Source organism: Sphingomonas sp. FUKUSWIS1 (genome assembly GCF_000733135.1).
Lineage (GTDB): Bacteria > Pseudomonadota > Alphaproteobacteria > Sphingomonadales > Sphingomonadaceae > Sphingomonas > Sphingomonas aerolata.
The window spans coordinates 56,023-59,108 of the sequence record NZ_JPJC01000259.1 but is presented as its reverse complement, the minus strand read 5'-3'; the positions used below and the strand labels follow the sequence as shown (position 1 = coordinate 59,108).

3 protein-coding genes are annotated in these 3,086 nt (G+C 67.9%); 2 read left to right on the top strand and 1 reads right to left on the bottom strand.

The window, feature by feature from the left end; genetic code table 11:
* The first annotated feature begins 69 nt into the window (after window positions 1-69).
* Both sphsw_RS16950 and sphsw_RS16945 read left to right on the top strand, forming a co-directional pair.
* Window positions 70-924, top strand: a complete 855-nt coding sequence (locus tag sphsw_RS16950; RefSeq protein WP_031441650.1) for an ABC transporter permease — start codon at window positions 70-72, stop codon at window positions 922-924.
* Window positions 925-928: 4 nt separating this feature from the next.
* Window positions 929-2,608, top strand: coding sequence for a formate--tetrahydrofolate ligase (locus sphsw_RS16945; RefSeq protein ID WP_031441649.1), 1,680 nt, complete (start codon window positions 929-931; stop codon window positions 2,606-2,608).
* A gap of 31 nt (window positions 2,609-2,639) precedes the next feature.
* On the opposite strand, the gene sphsw_RS19550 is transcribed toward sphsw_RS16945, so the two are convergent.
* On the bottom strand, window positions 2,640-3,086 hold a 447-nt coding region (locus sphsw_RS19550), incomplete at its 5' end, for a phospholipase D-like domain-containing protein (RefSeq protein WP_042467629.1).

Genomic DNA, 3,086 nt, shown 5'->3' with positions numbered 1-3,086 from the left:
CGGGTCGGCCGGTATAGTCTTCGTCAACCGGGTTGCGGGCGACAGCGGCAGCGATTACCCGCAACCCCCATGAGCAGCCAGCCCCCAATCGGTGAAATCCAGTCGGCGGTGCAATCCGCCCCCGGCGTTCCCGTCATTCGCAACGTGAACTGGGAGGGACTTCGTACCCTCTATATCAAGGAGGTGCGCCGGTTCTTCAAGGTCCAGCTGCAGACGGTGTGGGCGCCGGCGATGACGACATTGCTGTTCCTGATCGTTTTCACCATCGCGACGGGCGCCAAACGCCCCGTGCTGGTCGGCGGCGAGACCGTGATGTTCGCCGATTTCATCGCCCCCGGGCTGATCATCAGCCAGGGCATGATGGGCCCGGCCTTCGCCAATGCGAGCTTCTCGCTGCTGGTCGGCAAGATGCAGGGCACGATCGTCGACTACCTTCAGCCGCCGCTGTCGACCGCCGAGCTGCTCGCCGCGCTGGTCGGCGGTGCGGTGACCCGTGCGGTGCTGGTCGGGTGCGTCGTCTGGGCGGCGATGGCGCTGTATCCGGGCGTGCACGTCACGCCGCATGCGCCGCTCGCAATCCTGTGGTTCGGCCTGCTCGGCGCGACCTTCCTCGCGCTGCTCGGCGTGCTGACGTCGATCTGGGCGGACAAGTTCGACCATGCCGCCGCGGTCACCAACTTCGTCGTCGCGCCGCTCTCGCTGCTGTCGGGCACCTTCTATTCGGTTGACACGCTGGCGCCCGCGTTCCGCGCGTTCAGCCACGTCAATCCGTTCTTCTACATCATCTCGGGCTTTCGCTACGGCTTTCTGGGCGTCGCCGATTCGCCGGTGCTCGTCGGCGGCCTCGTCATCCTGGCGATCGACGTCGCGCTCGCCACCCTGTGCTACATGCTGCTGAAGAGCGGCTGGAAACTGAAGAACTAGGCTCATGACAACCGACATTGCCATCGCCCGCAGCGTCGCGCTGCGCCCCATCGCGCGGGTTGCCGACGCGCTCGGCATCCCCGACGACGCGGTCGAGCCCTACGGCCGGTTCAAGGCCAAGATCGCACTCGACTGGCTCGAGGCGCATGGCCGCCGCGAGGGCGCGCGGCGTGGCCGGCTGGTGCTCGTCACCGCGATCAACCCGACGCCCGCGGGCGAGGGCAAGACGACGACCTCGGTCGGGCTGGCCGACGCGCTGAACCTGACGGGGCGCAAGACCGTGCTGGCGCTGCGCGAACCGTCGCTGGGGCCGTGCTTCGGCACCAAGGGCGGGGCGACCGGCGGCGGGCGGGCGCAGGTCGCGCCGATGGAGGACATCAACCTCCATTTCACCGGCGATTTTCACGCGATCACCGCGGCGCACAACCTGCTCGCGGCGATGATCGACAATCATATCCATTGGGGCAACGCGCTGCAGATCGATGTGCGCCGCGTGGTGTGGCGCCGCGTGCTCGACATGAACGACCGCGCGCTGCGCGACATCGTCCAGTCGATCGGCGGAGTTGCCAACGGCTATCCGCGCGAATCGGGGTTCGACATCACCGTCGCCTCCGAGGTCATGGCGATCCTGTGCCTCAGCGAAAATCTCGCGGACATGGAGCGGCGGCTGGGTGACATCGTCGTCGCCTACACGCGCGATCGCAGCCCCATCACCGCGCGCGACCTGAAGGCGGACGGCGCGATGGCGGTCCTGCTGGCCGAGGCGATCAAGCCGAACCTCGTCCAGACGCTCGAGGGCAACCCTGCCTTCCTTCACGGCGGGCCGTTCGCCAATATCGCGCATGGCTGCAACTCGCTGATCGCGACGCGCGCGGCGCTGGCGCTGGGCGACTATGTCGTGACCGAGGCGGGCTTCGGCGCGGATCTGGGCGCGGAGAAGTTCTTCGACATCAAATGCCGCCAGGCGGGGCTGTCCCCCGATGCGGTGGTGATCGTCGCGACGGTCCGCGCGCTCAAGATGAACGGCGGGGTCGCCAAGGCCGATCTGGGCGCGGAGGACGTCGAGGCGGTCCGCCGCGGCGCGGTCAATCTCGTCCGCCATATCGAGAATATCCGCCAGTTCGGCGTCCCCGCGGTCGTCGCGATCAACCATTTCCACACCGACAGCGAGGCCGAGATCGCGGTCGTGCACGAGGCGGCGAGCGCGCACGGCGCCCGCGCGATCCTGTGCCGCCACTGGGCCGAGGGCGGCGCGGGGGCAACCAAGCTCGCCGACGCGGTGGCCGAGCTGTGCGACACGCATGCCGCGAATTTCGCGCCGCTTTATGGCGACGAGCTGTCGCTGTTCGACAAGATCGATACGGTTGCCCGGCGCATCTACCGCGCCGAGCATGCGGTCGCGGAGCCCAGCGTGCTCGCGCAGCTCAAGCGCTGGGAGGATGCCGGCTATGGCCACCTGCCCGTCTGCCTTGCCAAGACGCAGTACAGCTTCTCGAGCGACCCTGCGCTGCTCGGCGCGCCGACCGGGCATATCGTGCCGGTGCGCGAGGTTCGGCTGGCCGCAGGCGCGGGCTTCGTCGTCGCGATCTGCGGCGAGATCATGACGATGCCCGGCCTCCCGCGCGTTCCCGCAGCCGAAGCGATCCGGCTCGATGCGGATGGGCTGATCGAAGGGCTGTTCTAATCTGATCCTCCCCCTGGCGGGGGAGGATCGCTCACTTCTTCTTCGGGCGGCGGTGGCGGAGGCGGCGGAACAGGCCGCGCTTCGCGAAGCTCTCGAACATCTCCTCGGGCCCCTCGGGATCGAGTACCTCATTGTCCGCCAGCCATTCCTCGACCGCGGTCAGGTCGGGCGCCTCATAGGCGCGCAGCGACTTGCCCTGCCCGCGCAGCCGCTCGATCGTCTCGATCAGCGACCCGGTCTCGGCGATCATCGTGGTCACTACCTCGACATCGACCGCGAGATGTTCGGCGATCAGGTCGTTGCGGATCGCGGTGATCCCCGTGCTCGTCGCCTCGTCATGCGCGCGGATCGCGAGGTCGCATTCGGTGTCGAGCCGCAGCGAACGGTTGTTCATGTTCGACGACCCGAGCCGGAAGATCTGGTCGTCCGCGATCAGGATCTTGGCATGGCAATAGATCGCCTCCCCGCCGCTGGTGTA